The following is a 15,452-nucleotide window of genomic DNA, read 5'->3' as shown; positions in this document are numbered from 1 at the left end:
GGCGAAGCGCGCGGGCGACGGAATGCCGAGGCTCAGAGGAACTGACGCCAGTTGGCCCTCGCGAGGTCGAGCAGTTCGTCTCCCTTGCCCGACATCACCGTGCGGATCGCGTACAGCGCGAAGCCCTTGACCTGCGCGGCCTCGATCGCCGGCGGCATCGACAGCTCCTGCCGCTCCGTCACGACGTCGAGCAGGGCGGGGCCGTCGTGAGAGAGCACCTCGCGCACAGCATCCGGAAGATCCTCGCTGTTCTCCACTCGGCGCGCGAAGATTCCCATGGCCTCGGCGATCGCCGCGAAGCTCGGGTTGTCGAGAGAGGTGCCGTAGTTCACGAAGCCGGCGGCCTTCATCTCGAGTTCGACGAAGTTCAGCGACGAGTTGTTCACGACGATCGTCTTCACCGGCAGCCCGTTCTGCGTGAGGGTCAGCAGCTCCCCCAGCATCATCGCGAGCCCGCCATCACCCGCGAGGGCGATCACCTGCCGGTCGGGGTGCGAGACCTGCGCGCCGATGCCGTGCAGCAGCGCGTTGGCCATCGATCCGTGCGTGAACGAGCCGATCAGTCGACGGTTCTCGGTCATCGACAGGTACCGGGCCGCCCACACGGTCGGCGATCCGACGTCGGCCGTGAAGATCGCGTCATCCGACGCCTGCTCGTCGAGCAGCCTGGCGAGGTACTGCGGGTGGATGGGACGACCGGCTTTCGTCGGCGTCGCGAGGTCGTCGAGCTTCGCCCTGGTCTTGCGGTAGTGCGCTGTCGAGTCGTCGAGGTGGGCGCGATCGCTCTTCGCCGCGAGCCGAGGCAACAGGGCGGCAGCGGTCGCCCCGACGTCGCCGACGAGACCGAGATCGAGCGGATGCCGTCTGCCCAGCTGCGAGCCGCGGATGTCGACCTGGATGGTCGTGGCGTGCTCTGGGTAGAACTGCTCATACGGGAAGTCGCTGCCCAGCACCAGAAGGGTGTCGGCCGCCTCCATCGCGCGGTAACCCGAGGCGAAGCCGAGAAGTCCGGTCATACCGACGTCGAAGGGATTGTCGTACTCGATGAACTCCTTGCCTCGGAGGGCGTGCACGATCGGAGCGCCGAGCCTGTCGGCCAGGGCGATGACCTCGTCGTGCGAGCCTTCGACGCCCGCGCCGGCGAGGATCGTGGTCTTCTTCGAGGCGTTGAGCAGGGTCGCGGCGCGCTCGAGCTCGTCATCGCTCGGCACGATCACCGGGCGCGCGCGCTCGATGACGACGGCACGGTCGTCGGGGATCTCCGCCAGCGCGACATCGCCCGGGATGACGAGCACGGCGACGCCCCGCTGCTCGATCGCCGCGCGCATCGCGATCTCGAGAAGGCGGGGCATCTGCTTGGGGTCGGCGACGTACTCGACGTAGACGCTGCACTCGCGGAACAGCTCCTGCGGGTGGGTCTCCTGGAAGTAGCCGGTGCCGATCTCGGTGGTCGGGATGTGGGCCGCGATCGCCAGCACCGGCACCCGCGAGCGATTGGCATCGTAGAGTCCGTTGATCAGGTGCAGGTTGCCGGGGCCGCACGAACCGGCCACCACCGCGAGGTCGCCCGTGAGCGCCGCGTCCGCAGCCGCCGCGAAGGCCGCGGACTCCTCGTGTCGCACGTGCACCCATCGGATGCCGCCGTCCTTGCGGAGCGCATCGGTGAACCCGTTGAGGGAGTCACCAGGGAGGCCGTAGACACGGTCGATCCCATTCGCGCGGAGAGTCTTGACGATGTTCGCTGCGACGGTTGCCATGCTTCCAACCTACGCCCGCCGGGTGCGGTGCGCCCCGGGCCGGGGACGAGAAAGGGACGGATGCCGGAGCATCCGCCCCTCCTGTCGTGCGCGTCGCTCAGCCGATGCGGATGAGCTTCTTGTTGACGAACTCGTCGGCCGCGAGGTGACCGAGCTCACGCGAGGTGCCGCTGCGCTTGATGCCGCCGAACGGCAGCTCGGGGCTGTCGGCGAGCACGAGGTTGACATAGACCATGCCCGCCTCGATGTTGTCGGCGACGCGCTCGGCCTGCTCGGCGTCGGTCGTGAAGACGTACGACCCGAGGCCGAAGGTGGTGTCGTTCGCGAGGGCGACCGCGGCGTCCTCGTCGGCGACCCGGTAGACGACGGCCGCGGGGCCGAAGAGCTCCTCGCGGTAGACGTTCATCTCGGGCGTCACGTCGGCCAGCACGGTCGGAGCGAAGAACGCGCCATCGCGCGTGCCGCCGGTGAGAAGGGTGGCACCCTGCTCGACGGCCTGGTCGATCTGCTTCTGCAGGTTCTCGGCCGCCGTCTCGGACGAGACCGGGCCGAGCACGGTGTCGTCCAGCATCGGGTCGGTCGCCGTCACCGACGCCATCGCGGCGGTGAACTTCTCGACGAACGAGTCGTAGAGACCGTCGACGATGATGAAGCGCTTGGCGCCGTTGCAGGCCTGGCCGTTGTTGTCGAGACGTGCGTCGACGCCGGCCTGCACGGTGGCGTCGAGGTCGTCGGTCGAGAGCACGATGAACGGGTCGGACCCGCCGAGCTCCAGCGCGACCTTCTTGAGGTTGCGTCCGGCGATCTCGGCGACCGCCGCACCGGCGCGCTCGGATCCCGTGAGGGAGACTCCCTGCACGCGAGGGTCGGCGATCATGTCGGCGATCTGGTCGTTCGTCGCGAGCACGTTCTGGTATGCGCCCTTCGGGAATCCTGCGTCGTGGTAGATCGCCTCGAGAGCTGTCGACGACTCGGGGCACTGCGGTGCGGGCTTGAGCAGGATCGTGTTCCCCACGATCAGGTTCGGCGCCGCGAAACGCACGATCTGATATGCCGGGAAGTTCCACGGCATGATGCCGACGAGCGGTCCGAGCGACGAGCGACGGACGATCGCCGTGCCGTCTCCGAGGATGGCGATCGGCTGGTCGGCCATGATCTCCTCGGCCTGGTCGGCGTAGTACTCGGCGATGTCGGCGGCGAAGTCGACCTCGCCGAGCGCGGCCTCGCGGGGCTTTCCCATCTCGCGGACGAACACGTCTGCGAGCTCCTCACGGCGTTCGCGGTGCAGCTCGGCCGCACGGCGCAGCAGCGCTGCGCGCTCAGCCACGGTCGACGAGCGGGACCACTCGCGGTGCGCCTCGTCGGCGGCAGCGATCGCCGCCTCGATCTGCGCATCCGTGAAGGTGTCGAAAGACGCCAGCGTCTCTCCGGTGGCGGGGTTGATGACGGCGTAATCGGTCATGCTCTCTCCTCCTCTGGGCCGACCGGTCAGGAGACCGGGATCAGCGTGTACTTGGTGGACAGGTACTCGTGGATGCCCTCGAGACCGCCCTCGCGGCCGACGCCGGACTGCTTGACGCCGCCGAAGGGGGCCGCGGCGTTGGACACCACGCCCACGTTGAGACCCATCATGCCGGTCTCGAGCTTGTCGATCATGCGCTGGCCGCGCTGCAGGTTCTCGGTGAAGACGTACGAGACGAGGCCGTACTCGGTGTCGTTCGCGAGACGCACCGCATCGTCCTCCGTGTCGAAGGTCGCGATCGCGAGCACCGGTCCGAAGATCTCCTCGCGAAGGATCGCCGAGCCGGCGACGACATCGGTGAGGACGGTCGGCTCGTAGAACGTGCCGGTTCCCTCGAGCGCCTTGCCGCCGGCGAGCAGTGTCGCGCCGCGTTCGACGGCGTCGTCGACGAGTTCGCCCGCCTTGGCGACGGCTCCCTCATCGATGAGCGGTCCGATCGAGACGCCCTCTTCGGTGCCGCGGCCGATCTTCATGGCGTTGACGCGCTCAGTGACCTTGCGGGCGAACTCCTCGGCGACGTCCTTGTGGACGATGAAGCGGTTGGCCGCCGTGCACGCCTGCCCGATGTTGCGGAACTTCGCAGCCAGCGCGCCGTCCACCGCCTTGTCGAGGTCGGCGTCGTCGAACACGACGAACGGGGCGTTGCCACCCAGCTCCATCGAGACGCGCAGCACGCCCTCGGCGGCCTGCGCGATGAGCTTGCGGCCGACCTCGGTCGACCCCGTGAACGACAGCTTGCGCAGGCGCGGGTCGGCGATGATCGGCGCGGACAGCGCCGAGGACTTCGATGTCTGCACGACGTTGACGACGCCGGCGGGGAGCCCTGCCTTCTCGAGCAGCGACGTGAAGAAGATCGTCGTCAGCGGGGTGAGTGCCGGGGGCTTGATGACCACGGTGCAGCCGGCGGCCAGAGCGGGAGCGATCTTGCGCGTCGCCATCGCGAAGGGGAAGTTCCACGGCGTCACGAAGAACGACGGTCCGACCGGACGCTGCGAGACGACCATGTGGCCGGTGCCCTCGGGGTTGATGCCGTAGCGACCGCTGATGCGCACCGCCTCTTCGCTGAACCACCGAAGGAACTCGCCGCCGTAGGCGACCTCTCCGCGTGCCTCGGCGAGCGGCTTGCCCATCTCGAGCGTCATCAGCAGCGCGAGGTCCTCCTTGTGCTCCTGCACGAGGTCGAACGCGCGTCGCAGGATCTCGCTGCGGGTGCGCGGAGCGGTGGCGGCCCATGAGTCCTGCGCGGCCACGGCCGCATCCAGGGCGCGGATGCCGTCAGCGGGGGTCGCATCTGCGATCGTGCGGATGACCGCACCGGTCGCCGGGTCCTGTACGTCGAACGTGCCGCCGGTCTCGCCGTCGATCCACTCTCCCCCGATGAAGAGGCCGGTGGGAATGCTGTCGAGCAGCGCCTGCTCTGTCTGAGTGCTCATGGAATCTCTTTCTGTGGGGACGGGGGTGGGATCAGCGGCGACGCGCGCTGGCGGGAGCATCCATGCTGAGAGTCTCGCCGCGGAAGAACGCCGGGCGTTTGATCGACTGCCAGATCATGATCACGATGCCGATCACGATGATGCCGACGCCGAGGACGAACACGAGGCCGAGACCGCCGATGCTCGATCCGCTGCCGTACGCGGGATCCATCGAGTCGATCAGCGTCGTCACGAACAGCACGGCCAGGATGGCGCCGCCGACGAGCGGGAACAGGAACGTGAAGAAGAAGCTCCTGGCCGAGTCGAACCACTGCTTGCGGAAGTACCAGACGCACGCGAACGCGGTGAGACCGTAATAGAAGCAGATCATCATGCCGAGTGACAGGATCGTGTCGGTGAGCACGTTCTCACTCACCAGACGCATCACGGCGTAGAAGACGGATGCGACCACGGCCGACACGATCGTCGAGTAGCCGGGGGTGAAGAACCGCGGGCTGACGCGGGCGAACTTCTTCGGCAGGGCACCATAGTGCCCCATCGCCAGCAGCGTGCGGGCGGGGCCCACGGCAGTCGACTGCAGGGATGCCGCCGAGCTCGACAGCACCGCGAGCGACACGAGGAACGCGAGCGGTCCGAGAATCGGGTCGGACAGGGCGAAGAACACGTTCGCCGAGATGTCCTCGTTCGCGAGACCGTAGTCGCCCGTGCCGACGCCGGCGAACATGATCAGGCCGATCGCGAGCAGCAGGTACAGGGCGACGACGACCACGACGGTGACCATCGCGGCGCGGCCCGGGGTCTTGGCCGGGTCCTTCGTCTCTTCGTTCATGGTCAGGACGACGTCCCAGCCCCAGAAGATGAAGATCGACAACGAGAGGCCGGCGGCGAAGGCGCTGAAAGACGGCACCTCGAACGGGTTGAACCACGACCACGAGAACGCGGTCGGCTCGGGAGCGTCTCCGTTGACCGCCTTGACGATCGCGACGGTCGCGAAGACGACGAGCACGAGCACCTGGAAGCCGACGAGGATGTACTGGAACTTCTGCGTGGTCTGCATGTCGCGGTACGACACCAGTGTCGCGCCGAGCATGAAGAGCAGACAGACGACCACGTTGATGAACGGGTTGAAGGCGAGATCTGCGATCTCGGGGTTGCCGCTGAGCTGGGCGATCAGCAGGAACAGGAACTCGACCGCGATCCCGGCGAGGTTCGACAGCACGATGACGGTGGCGGCGATCAGGCCCCATCCGGTCATCCAGCCGACCCACGGGCCGAACGCCCGCACACCCCAGGTGAACGAGGTGCCGGAGTCGGGCATCATGCGGTTGAGTTCGCGGTAGCCGAACGCGGTCAGCAGCATCGGGATGAACCCGACGAGCATGATCGCCGGCACCTGGGTGCCGACGACCGCGACCGTCGGTCCGAGCGATGCGGTGAGCGTGTATGCGGGCGCGATCGTGGAGACGCCGATGACGACGGCTCCGAGCACGCCGACGGCTCCTGCGCTGAGTCCCTTCTGGGAGATACCGGTCGTCACACCGGATGCGGGCTCCGTCGCCCGGTTCGAGCTGCTCATCAGCGGACTCCTGCTTCGGCGCGGGTGCGCGGGACGACGATCATGGGTACGGGCAGTTCGTGCAGCATCTTCGCCGCGGTCGAGCCCAGGAACAGGCGGCGCGGCTGCGCCAGACGGCTCGAGCCGACGAGGATGACCTCGCCGGGGAGCCACGAGAGATTCGCGACCGCATCCTCGACCGTGTCGCCCGGGGCCTCCTCGACCTCGGCCTTCAGCTCGTCGGGAAGCAGGCTTTTGGCCACCTCGAGCACGTCGTTCGCGTGTGCGTCACCGACCACTCGGATCGCACCGGTGTCGAGACCGGGCGGCACATCGAACGGCACGAGCGAGACGAGACGCAGGCCGACCCGGGACTCGGTCGCGATCGCGGCCGCCTCGTCGAGCAGGTTGTCGGCGCCGGCGCGGTTGCCGACGGCGGCGGTCACCCGAGGAAGCACGTGGTCGTCCTGCTCCGCCGTGCCGGCGGGGGCGAGCGCGACGGGGATGGTCGAGGAATGCAGCAGCTCCGAGGCGACACTGCCGAGACGGTGGCGGCCGAAGATGCTGCCGCCGGCGGTGCCGATGACGATCAACCTGGCGTCGAACTCCTCGCCCGCAGCGATCAGCCCTTCGGCGAAGGACTCGCCGAAGCGGACATGCCCCGTGCGGGTGAGCTCCTGCGGCAGTCGGACGACTGCATCCTCGAGCCACTCCTTCGCCTGACGGCGGATGTGATCCTCGTACGCACGCTCCGGGGGGACCGCCGCACTGCGGGTGCCCTCGGAGGGCAGCACGATCACGAGGTGCAGGACCGCCCCGAGGCTGCGGGCGAGCCGCGCGCCGAGAGCCGCGGCATCCGCACCGGCATCCGTCGCCGTGTAGCCGACGACGACTGCGCCGGTCATCAGCCGACCTCGGCCGTGTCGCCGGTCGCGCGGCTCGAGTCGACGATGTTCGATGCCACGAGGTGGCCCATTCGGATCGCGCCGTCGACGTGCTGGTAACCGGCGCCCGCGAGGTCGCTGCACGCGAAGTGGATCGGGCCGACGGCCGAGCGCAGGTCTGCGCCGTAGCGGTGGAGGCCCCCCATGTCGAAGCTCGCCGCATACGCGCCGCGCGTCCACTCCTCGGTGCCCCAGTCGCTCTCGTAGTAGACGACGGGGTTTTTGGCCTCGGATCCGTAGTAGTGCGACAGCGACTCGAGGATGCGCTCCTTGCGCTCCTCTGCCGTGAGCGTGAAGAGGTCATCGGCGTTCTGGTCGCTGACGAAACCGACGAGGGTGCCGCGCTCGTCGGCGTGGTTCGTGTTGTCGTACGCCTCGTGCGCCAGCTCGTACGGACTGAACGCGGTGCCGCTGAGGCCCTGCTCTCGCCAGAACGGGCGGTCGTAGACGGCGTGCACCTTGATGACGAAGCCCATCGAGATGTGCTGGTGCATCTGGTGCTGGCGACGCGGGAGCGGCGGCACGAAGGCGATGCGGCTGTACAGCACCGGAGCATGGGCGAGGATGGCGAACCGCGCGCGCACCGTGGTGTCGTCGGTGGTGGCGGCCACGCCGTCGGCGCCCCACTCGAGCGAGCGCACCGGCTGGTTCAGCAGCACGTCTTCTCCGAGGCGCTCGGCCAGCAGCAGCGGCACCTTCTGCAGGCCGCCGACGACGCGCTTGTCGAGGATGAAGTCGGCGTCGACGAGGTTCGAGTACGACCCCGCGGATGCGGCCATCAGCAGCGACTGCAGCAGCGAGAACGAGTGCGTGGGCTTTGTGAGCATCGCGGATCCCGTGGCGAAGGCCAGGTTGCGCACTGCCTCGTCGTCGTCGGTCTGCGCTCGCAGCCAGGCATCCCAGGTGACCGAGTCCCACTCCTCGGCATTCGCGTGCTCCCACGGACGGTCGGGGTCGATCTCGGCGACCATGGCGTCGAGGCGCTCCGTGATCTCGGCGATGACCGCCTCGGTCTCAGCCGACACCGGGAACATCTCTCCGGTGAAGCGGTGCGTCTGACCGTCGGGGCCGACGTACACGCTGTCACCCTCGCGGTAGCGGCTGTAGGTCTCGAGCCCCAGCTCCTCGATCGTGTCCTTCAGCGCGTCCTGGTCGGGCGAGACCCACTGTCCGCCGATCTCGAGCATGGCGCCGTCGATGACGTCGGTCCACAGACGGCCTCCGACGCGGTCGCGGGCCTCCAGGACGGCGACCGACAGGCCGGCCTTGCGCAGGTCGTTCGCCGCCGTGAGCCCTGCGGCTCCCGCACCGACGATCAGCACGTCACGGGTGATCTCAGCCATCTGCTTCTCCTTCGTTGGAAAGGGGTAGTGCCGGTCGCGATCCGAAATCCCCCGATACGGATCGCGACCGGACGTGTGGTGGCGGTCGCAGGGTGTGCGACCGCTGGTCGATCAGGCCGCGGCGAGCGCCGCAGCGACCACGTCGAGACCCTCGTTCAGCAGTTCGTCGCCGATCGCGAGCGGGGGCAGGAAGCGGATGACGTTGCCGTAGGTGCCGCAGGTGAGGACGATGACGCCCTGGGCGACGCACGCCTTGGCGACGGCTGCGGTGAGCGCGGCATCCGGTGCCTGGGTCTCGGGATCGACGAACTCGGCTCCGATCATCGCGCCGTGTCCACGGATGTCGCCGATGCGCGCATCCTTCTCCTGCATCGCGCCGAGGCGCTGTGTGAGGATCTCGCCGATCTCGCGCGCCCGCTCGATCACACCGTCGTTCTCGAAGACGTCGATCGCCGCGAGGGCTGCCGCGCACGCGATCGGGTTTCCGCCGTAGGTGCCGCCGAGTCCGCCGGAGTGCGAGGCGTCCATGATCTCGGCGCGACCGGTGACGGCGGCGAGCGGCAGACCACCCGCGATGCCCTTGGCCGTCGTGATGAGGTCGGGCTCGATGCCGAAGATCTCGCTCGCGAACATGTGGCCGGTGCGGGCGAAGCCTGTCTGCACCTCGTCGGCGATGAAGACGACGCCGTTCGCTCGGCACCATGCGGCGATCGCCGGCAGGAAGCCCTCGGCGGGGACGATGAAGCCGCCCTCGCCCTGGATCGGCTCGATGATCACGGCGGCGAGGTTGTCGGCACCGATCTGCTTCTCGAGCTGGAGGATGACGCGGGATGCCGCCTCGGGGCCGGCGAGTCCGTCGCGGAACGGGTACGACATCGGCGCGCGGTACACCTCGGGCGCGAACGGGCCGAAGCCGCTCTTGTATGGCATCGACTTGGCGGTCAGTGCCATGGTGAGGTTGGTGCGGCCGTGGTAGCCGTGGTCGAAGGCGACGACGGCCTGGCGACCGGTGTGCTTGCGGGCGATCTTGATCGCGTTCTCGACGGCCTCGGCGCCGGAGTTGAACAGCGCGCTCTTCTTCGCGAAGTCGCCGGGGGTGAGCCGGTTGAGAGCCTCGGCGACGCCGATGTACGACTCGTACGGCGAGATCATGAAGCAGGTGTGCGTGAACTGCGCGGCCTGCGCGGCGACCGCTGCGGCGACCTTCGGGTGTGCGTTGCCGACCGTGGTCACGGCGATGCCGGAACCGAGGTCGATGAGCGAGTTGCCGTCGGCGTCGACGACCACTCCTCCGCCGGCGGCGACGGCCGCCACGGGGACCGTATGCCCGACGCCCGCTGCCACGGCGTCCGCCTTGCGTGCGAGGATCTCCGCCGACCGGGGGCCGGGAAGGTCTGTCACGAGGCGACGCTCCTGGGGGAGCTCGGGTCCGCCGAGGGGAACTGCAACAGCTGCGTTGTCGAGGAGTGCCATGTGGGCGAGCGTACGACCCGAGCATCGACCGCCGCATTCGCCCGGCTGTACAATCTGATCGAGGTCATCGCCAAGCTGTATAAGCACGTCGGCCGGAGTCGGAGAAGGAGCAGGACATGGATGCAGCTGAGCAGCCCACGCTTCGAGCGCTGCTCAGCCGTCGCGACCTCGGCCTGGGCCTCATCTCCGCAGAGGCCGACCTCCCGCGCGGCGCGCTGGATCGCCCATTGCGATGGGTGCACAGCTCCGACCTCGCTGATCCGACGCCATTCCTCGCGGAGGATCTCGCTCTGCTGACCACCGGCACCCAGTTCGACGCCGGCACCGACTTCGACGTCTACGTCGGGCGCCTCTCCGACCGCGGTGTGCTCGGTCTCGGCTTCGGCACGGATGTGCACCGCGCCGGCATCCCCGACGAGCTCGTCATCGAGTGCGCACGCCGAGGGATCCCCCTGTTCGAGGTGCCCTATCGCACGCCGTTCATCGCCGTCGCCCGTGCACATTCCGAAGCGATCGCGGCACAGGCATACGCCCGAAGGTCGTGGGCGCTCGACACGCAGCGCGCGCTGGCACTCGCCGCGCTCCGCCCGCACGGGCTCGATGCGACCGTCGCAGAGCTCGGCCGGCGTCTCGGAGTCTGGGTCGGCATGTACGACGCATCAGGCGCCCTGCAGCTGTCGTATCCGCGAACGGCCGTGACGGCCGGACGGCTGGCCGAGCTCGGCGAACGCGTCACCGAGATCCTCACCCGCGGACTCGAGGCAGGGCAGTCGCTCACGATCGACGAGCAGACATTCACACTCTTCACCGTCGGACGCGGCGGACACCTGCGGGGCGTGATCGCTTTGGCCGTCGACGCGCTCGATGCCGAGGCCCGCACGGTCGTGACCTCGGTGATCGCGATGGCCGGACTCGCCCTCGAGCAGAGCGATCAGCTCGCCCGCAGCCGGCGACGGCTGAACTCGCAGCTGTTGAGTTCTCTGCTCGATGACGACCCCTCTCTCGCGCGGAGGGTGCTCGGCAGCATGCCCGCAGCCCCCGTCGTGGTGGCGATCGCCGCTGACGCCCCGGCCGGCCCGCTGACCGACTGGTGGGAGCGGCGGCGCTCCGAGCACGGCACCGCGAGCTTCCTCGCGGAATCGCCGGAGGGTGTCGTGCTGTGCCTGTCGATGGCCGACGAGGCGCTGCTCGACGAGATCGCGACCCGCTTCGGCATCCGCATCGGCGCCTCAGGATCGGAGTCCTACGACGCGTTCTCGCGAGCGCACGCGCAGGCGCTCGCGGCACTGCGCCAGCAGTCCGGCACGGGGGTGTTCCACTTCGCCGACGCCGCAGGGTCGAGCATCCTCAGCGCACTCGCGACGGATGAGGCGCGCCTCGTCGCCGAGTCGCGCCTGGCACCGATCCGTGACCACGATGCGCGATCGGGCGGCGACCTCGAACGTTCGCTGCGCACCTGGCTGGAGAACGATGCGAAGGCCGATCCGGCGGCGGCTGCACTCGGGGTGCACCGCCACACCCTGCGGTCACGCATCGCGCAGGCCGGCGCGCTGCTCGGCTCCGACCTGTCGTCGTTCCCCGCCCGCGCCGAGCTGTGGGCGCTGCTGCAGACCGCGCGGGACTAGACGATCGATGTCATGACCCCGCCGGCGCCGCTCGATGGTGCCGGCGCCAGCGCTCCTCGGCATGCATCTCGTCGATGATCGCGTCGCCGAGAAGTGGTCGGGCCTGCGGATCCGCCGCACAGCGCGCGATGATCTCGACGATGATCGCCGGGTCGGTTCGCAGATATCGCGAGCCGACGCGCGGCCTTCCGCCGTCCATCCGCGACAGAAAGACATGCTTCTCATCGATGAATGCAGTGAGAACGTCCGCCCATCCGACCGTGTGAGTGCGGCTCAAAGGCGCGCTGATCGTCACCCCGAGCTCGTCGACTCGGACTCGACCGGAACGCAGCGCGAGACCCGCCACGATCGCGCCCTGTATCACGCAGATGAGTGGCGCCAGGAGAACACCGGCCGTCGACCGTCGACCAAGATCTGTCACGAACGGATGCGCCGGCCCGAAGGCGAGGAGCAGAGCGGCGACGCCGAGCAGCACCGTGACGACACCGACCCACGCCACTCGGCGACGAGAGCCGAACACCATGACACCGGGACCCACCATCGCATCCACGAATGGGTCTCCGGAGCGGAGCCTCCGACGCTCGAACTCCATCAGCACGACGCCCGCGAGCGGCAGCACGAGAAGCCACAGGGTCGGCATCCCGTACCTGTTGACGACGATCACGATGCCGACCAGCGCGGCGAGTGCGATCAGGATCATCCACCAGGGCGCCTTCCGCTGCGGTGACGGCCGCAGGGACTGCGGCGGACGACCGATGAATGTGCGGCGCCGCCGCAATCCGGACACTCCCCCGAGACTCACCGTCTCAGGGTAGCCGCGGCTCGGGCATCGGTGGCCGTCGCCGTCTTCCACAGAAGCCGGAGGTGCCGACGCCCTGAACCGTCACCGCGGCGCGTGCGCCTCGAGGAACTCGTACACATCCGTCGTGTCCACGCCAGGGAAGGCCCCCGTCGGCAGAGTCGCCAGCAGGGTGCGGGGCGTCTTCACGTTCGGCCAGGAGTTCTCACGCCACCGCCCCTCGAGCTCGGCCGGCGCCCTGCGACAGCACACCTCGACCGAGTGCTTCGAGACTCCGCGATGCGGGGTGTCTCGTCCGACGAACCACTTCGTGTCGTCGAAGCGCACGCCCACGCTGACCGAGTGCAGCCCCTCGCTCGACGCTTCGACGCGGGCCGTGCACCAGTAGGTGCCGTTGCCCGTGTCGGTGTACTGGTAGTAGGGGTTGAAGCGGTCGTCCTCGTCGAACACGACGCGGCTGGTCCAGCGACGGCAGCACATCTGCCCCTCGATCGCCCCCAGCCGATCGGTCGGGAAGTTCACGTCGTCGTTCTCGTATGCCTTCGTGATCGTGCCCGACTCGTGCACCTTGAGGAAGTGCACGGGGATGTCGAGATGACGGGTCGCGAGGTTCGTGAAGCGGTGCGCGGCCGTCTCATACGACACCGAATAGGCATCGCGCAGGTCCTCGATCGAGATCGCTCTACGCGACTTCGCGTCCTTCAGCGCCGGCACCACGTGGGCCTCAGGAACCAGCAGCGCTCCGGTGAGATAGTTCGTCTCGACGCGCTGGCGAAGGAACTCGGCGTAGCTGCGCGGTTCGGAGTGACCGAGGATGCGGCTGGACAGCGCCTGCAGCACCGCGGTGCGCGCGTCGCCCTTGGCCGGCACGCTGCTCGACAGGTACAGCCGCCCGTTCGCGAGGTCGGCCACGCTCCGGGTGGTCTGCGGCAGGTCGGGTGCGTAGTGCAGGGTGAAGCCGAGGTAGGCCGCGATCTCGGATGCGGTGCGCTGGGTGAGCGGCCCGCCGGGATGCCCGACGGCCGCAAGGATCTCCGCCGCCTTCGTCTCTAGGTCGGCGAAGTGGTTGTCCTGCCGGCGCATCAGGTGGCGCAGCTCGACGTTCGCGCGCCTGGCCTCCTCCGGCGTGGCTGCGCGCTCGTCCTTGAGCCGGTCGATCTCACCATGCAGCGCGAGCAGCGCCCTGAGGGCATCCGTCGGCATGCTTTTGGCGATCCGGAACGGCTCGATCCCGAGCGCCTGGAACGTCTGCCCCTTCATGGCACGTTCGAGGGCGATCTCGATCGCGCTGCGCTCGTCGAGCGGCTCCCCCTCGAGCAGCGCGTCGATCGTGACGCCGAGTGCCCGCGCGATCGCCTGCAGCTGGGTGAGCTTCGGCTCGCGCTTGCCCGTCTCGATCATCGACATCTGACTGGGGGCCCGATCGACGGCCGCCGCGAGGTCGTCGAGGGTCATCCCGCGCGCCGTGCGCAGCTGACGGATGCGTCGCCCGATCGTGAGGGCGTCGGCGTCTTCTTCGACCGCTGAGGTGCTCATGCGGCCGATTCTGTCACAGAAACAGAATTTTGGTCGATCTTCACACGCGGATCGGCCACTTGTGCGCAGCTTCTTCACCCACAGTGGAAACACGCCACCCGGCTTCACGGTCCGGGCATCCAACGGAGGAGACACCATGACGAACACCGCTCAGAACCAGACACCTCGCCCCGCCGGTCTGCGCGCCGGCGACCAGGTTCAGACGGCCGCCGAGCTCCGGGAGATCTGGGAGACCGATCCTCGTTGGGACGGCGTCGAGCGCACGTACTCGGCCGACGACGTCATCCGCATCCGCGGGTCGGTCCGCGAGGACTCCACCCTCGCCCACCGCGGAGCCGAGAACCTCTGGAACCTCCTGCACACCGAGGACTACGTGCGGGCGCTCGGCGCCTACACCGGTGGCCAGGCAGTGCAGCAGGTGCGCGCGGGCCTCAAGGCGATCTACCTCTCGGGCTGGCAGGTCGCGGCCGACGGCAACCTCGCCGGCCAGACGTACCCCGACCAGTCGCTCTATCCGGCGAACTCGGTGCCGGCGGTCGTGCGCCGGATCAACAACGCGCTGATCCGCCAGGACCAGCTCGAGCACGCCGAGGGCGACGTCACGCAGGACTGGCTCGCCCCGATCGTCGCCGATGCCGAAGCCGGGTTCGGCGGGCCGCTCAACGCCTACGAGCTCGCGCAGTCGCTGATCCAGGCGGGCGCCGCGGCGATCCACTGGGAGGACCAGCTCGCGAGCGAGAAGAAGTGCGGTCACCTCGGCGGCAAGGTGCTCGTGCCTACTCAGCAGCACATCCGCACGCTGAACGCGGCACGCCTCGCGGCGGACGTGGCAGGTGTCCCGACGGTCATCATCGCCCGGACGGATGCTCTCGCCGCCGACCTGCTGACCAGCGACGTCGACGAGCGCGACCAGCAGTTCACCACCGGCGAGCGCACGACCGAGGGCTTCTACCGCATCCGCCCCGGCATCGAGTCGGTCATCAGCCGCGGTCTCGCGTTCGCTCCGTACGCCGATCTGCTGTGGGTCGAGACGGGCGAGCCAGACATCGAGCTGGCCCGTGAGTTCGCCGCAGCCATCCACGCGCAGTTCCCCGGCAAGCTGCTCGCCTACAACTGCTCGCCGAGCTTCAACTGGAAGCGCCACCTGTCGGACGCCGAGATCGCGACGTTCCAGCAGGAGCTGGCTGACCTGGGCTACAAGTTCCAGTTCATCACGCTCGCGGGCTTCCACGCCCTGAACCACTCGATGTTCGACCTCGCCCGCGGTTACGCCGAGCGCGCCATGAGCGCGTACGTCGAGCTGCAGGAGGCCGAGTTCGCCGCCGAGGCGAACGGCTACACCGCCACCAAGCACCAGCGCGAGGCGGGCACCGGCTACTTCGACGTCATCTCCACCGCGCTCAACCCCGACAGCGCGACCCTCGCCCTTGCAGGCTCCACCGAAGCCGCGCAGTTCCACTAAGCC

General features: G+C 68.7%; 11 protein-coding genes. 2 read left to right on the top strand and 9 right to left on the bottom strand.

The features are described from left to right. Positions 1–32: 32 nt before the first annotated feature. The 7 genes from poxB to gabT all read right to left on the bottom strand — a co-directional run bounded on the left by poxB (position 33) and on the right by gabT (position 10,027). Entirely contained in the window at positions 33–1,757 is a 1,725-nt protein-coding gene (poxB, locus tag ACQ4LY_RS10240; RefSeq protein ID WP_431071148.1) for a ubiquinone-dependent pyruvate dehydrogenase, read from the bottom strand. A 97-nt stretch (positions 1,758–1,854) separates the two neighbouring features. Continuing rightward, complete coding sequence (locus ACQ4LY_RS10235) at positions 1,855–3,219, bottom strand: NAD-dependent succinate-semialdehyde dehydrogenase (RefSeq protein ID WP_431071146.1); 1,365 nt, start codon at positions 3,217–3,219, stop codon at positions 1,855–1,857. Positions 3,220–3,245: 26 nt separating this feature from the next. After that, entirely contained in the window at positions 3,246–4,712 is a 1,467-nt protein-coding gene (locus ACQ4LY_RS10230) for an NAD-dependent succinate-semialdehyde dehydrogenase (protein WP_056312776.1), read from the bottom strand. Between the two features lie 31 nt (positions 4,713–4,743). Further along, positions 4,744–6,288 (bottom strand): APC family permease, encoded by a 1,545-nt coding sequence (locus tag ACQ4LY_RS10225; protein ID WP_431071143.1) that lies wholly within the window; start codon positions 6,286–6,288, stop codon positions 4,744–4,746. Beyond that, positions 6,288–7,172 carry a universal stress protein gene (locus ACQ4LY_RS10220; protein ID WP_431071141.1) on the bottom strand — a complete coding sequence of 295 codons (885 nt, stop codon included), beginning with the start codon at positions 7,170–7,172 and terminating at the stop codon, positions 6,288–6,290. The genes ACQ4LY_RS10225 and ACQ4LY_RS10220 overlap by 1 nt, the downstream gene beginning before the upstream one ends. Further along, positions 7,172–8,554, bottom strand: a complete 1,383-nt coding sequence (locus ACQ4LY_RS10215; RefSeq protein WP_431071139.1) for a flavin monoamine oxidase family protein — start codon at positions 8,552–8,554, stop codon at positions 7,172–7,174. The genes ACQ4LY_RS10220 and ACQ4LY_RS10215 overlap by 1 nt, the downstream gene beginning before the upstream one ends. Positions 8,555–8,665: 111 nt before the next feature. Beyond that, positions 8,666–10,027 (bottom strand): 4-aminobutyrate--2-oxoglutarate transaminase, encoded by a 1,362-nt coding sequence (gene gabT, locus ACQ4LY_RS10210; RefSeq protein ID WP_431071137.1) that lies wholly within the window; start codon positions 10,025–10,027, stop codon positions 8,666–8,668. 116 nt (positions 10,028–10,143) lie between these two features. Between gabT and ACQ4LY_RS10205 the strand changes: the two genes are divergently transcribed. Then, positions 10,144–11,652, top strand: a complete 1,509-nt coding sequence (locus ACQ4LY_RS10205; RefSeq protein WP_431071135.1) for a PucR family transcriptional regulator ligand-binding domain-containing protein — start codon at positions 10,144–10,146, stop codon at positions 11,650–11,652. Positions 11,653–11,662: 10 nt separating this feature from the next. On the opposite strand, the gene ACQ4LY_RS10200 is transcribed toward ACQ4LY_RS10205, so the two are convergent. Both ACQ4LY_RS10200 and ACQ4LY_RS10195 read right to left on the bottom strand, forming a co-directional pair. Beyond that, a complete protein-coding gene (locus ACQ4LY_RS10200; protein ID WP_431071133.1) occupies positions 11,663–12,352 on the bottom strand; it encodes a hypothetical protein in 690 nt (229 codons plus the stop codon). Between the two features lie 183 nt (positions 12,353–12,535). Continuing rightward, complete coding sequence (locus tag ACQ4LY_RS10195; RefSeq protein WP_431071131.1) at positions 12,536–13,987, bottom strand: helix-turn-helix domain-containing protein; 1,452 nt, start codon at positions 13,985–13,987, stop codon at positions 12,536–12,538. A gap of 136 nt (positions 13,988–14,123) precedes the next feature. Between ACQ4LY_RS10195 and aceA the strand changes: the two genes are divergently transcribed. Continuing rightward, positions 14,124–15,449: an isocitrate lyase gene (gene aceA, locus ACQ4LY_RS10190; protein WP_431071129.1), complete on the top strand. Its 1,326-nt coding sequence runs from the start codon at positions 14,124–14,126 to the stop codon at positions 15,447–15,449. Positions 15,450–15,452 lie beyond the last annotated feature (3 nt).

It is taken from the genome of Microbacterium phyllosphaerae (assembly GCF_050628115.1).
GTDB lineage: Bacteria > Actinomycetota > Actinomycetes > Actinomycetales > Microbacteriaceae > Microbacterium > Microbacterium phyllosphaerae_A.
This window is presented reverse-complemented; position numbering and strand designations above follow the sequence as displayed.

Coding starts and splice junctions, on each gene's coding strand:
- poxB (WP_431071148.1), bottom strand. CDS start 1,757: ATGGCAACCGTCGCAGCGAACATCGTCAAGACTCTCCGCGCGAATGGG.
- ACQ4LY_RS10235 (WP_431071146.1), bottom strand. CDS start 3,219: ATGACCGATTACGCCGTCATCAACCCCGCCACCGGAGAGACGCTGGCG.
- ACQ4LY_RS10230 (WP_056312776.1), bottom strand. CDS start 4,712: ATGAGCACTCAGACAGAGCAGGCGCTGCTCGACAGCATTCCCACCGGC.
- ACQ4LY_RS10225 (WP_431071143.1), bottom strand. CDS start 6,288: ATGAGCAGCTCGAACCGGGCGACGGAGCCCGCATCCGGTGTGACGACC.
- ACQ4LY_RS10220 (WP_431071141.1), bottom strand. CDS start 7,172: ATGACCGGCGCAGTCGTCGTCGGCTACACGGCGACGGATGCCGGTGCG.
- ACQ4LY_RS10215 (WP_431071139.1), bottom strand. CDS start 8,554: ATGGCTGAGATCACCCGTGACGTGCTGATCGTCGGTGCGGGAGCCGCA.
- gabT (WP_431071137.1), bottom strand. CDS start 10,027: ATGGCACTCCTCGACAACGCAGCTGTTGCAGTTCCCCTCGGCGGACCC.
- ACQ4LY_RS10205 (WP_431071135.1), top strand. CDS start 10,144: ATGGATGCAGCTGAGCAGCCCACGCTTCGAGCGCTGCTCAGCCGTCGC.
- ACQ4LY_RS10200 (WP_431071133.1), bottom strand. CDS start 12,352: ATGATCCTGATCGCACTCGCCGCGCTGGTCGGCATCGTGATCGTCGTC.
- ACQ4LY_RS10195 (WP_431071131.1), bottom strand. CDS start 13,987: ATGAGCACCTCAGCGGTCGAAGAAGACGCCGACGCCCTCACGATCGGG.
- aceA (WP_431071129.1), top strand. CDS start 14,124: ATGACGAACACCGCTCAGAACCAGACACCTCGCCCCGCCGGTCTGCGC.